Genomic DNA, 473 nt, shown 5'->3' with positions numbered 1-473 from the left:
GGATATCACGGACTGCGAAGCATCGCGCGATGTGCGCATGGAACAGACGCGACAAGCCGGCCGGCAATCATGCCGGTCAAGAACGCACTAGGGGGGAAGCTCGAAAAACGGCGCGTATGTTGCAGGCGCAACCAGCACGCGGGTTCGTTTTGTTACGGCAGGATGCGCCGCAATGTGGCATCGCGCTTCACGAAGTGATGCCAGAGCGCGGCCAGCGCATGCAGCCCGATCACGAAATAGAAGCTGTTGCCGATCAGTTCGTGGGCTTCCTTGAGCGGCCCGCGCAGGGCCGGGTTCGCGTCGAACAGCGTGAACGAGATACCGAGCGGCGCGATCGTCACGGGATGGCCGCCCATGTTGACGAAGGCGATGCCGAGCAGCGGCTGGGCCAGCGTGAACAGGTAGAGCGCGAGATGGGAGAGCTTGGCGAGGAACGCGAGCACCGGCGGCTGCGGCAGCGGATCGGGCCGGCG

The 473-nt window shown here is 64.7% G+C and carries 1 protein-coding gene; it reads right to left on the bottom strand.

The annotated features are described in order from the left end of the window. Positions 1-152: 152 nt before the first annotated feature. The coding region (locus FQ705_RS00020; protein WP_186307748.1) for a cytochrome b at positions 153-473 on the bottom strand (321 nt) is incomplete at its 5' end.

It is taken from the genome of Paraburkholderia sp. BCC1884, assembly GCF_900996225.1.
Taxonomy (GTDB): domain Bacteria; phylum Pseudomonadota; class Gammaproteobacteria; order Burkholderiales; family Burkholderiaceae; genus Paraburkholderia.
This window is presented reverse-complemented; position numbering and strand designations above follow the sequence as displayed.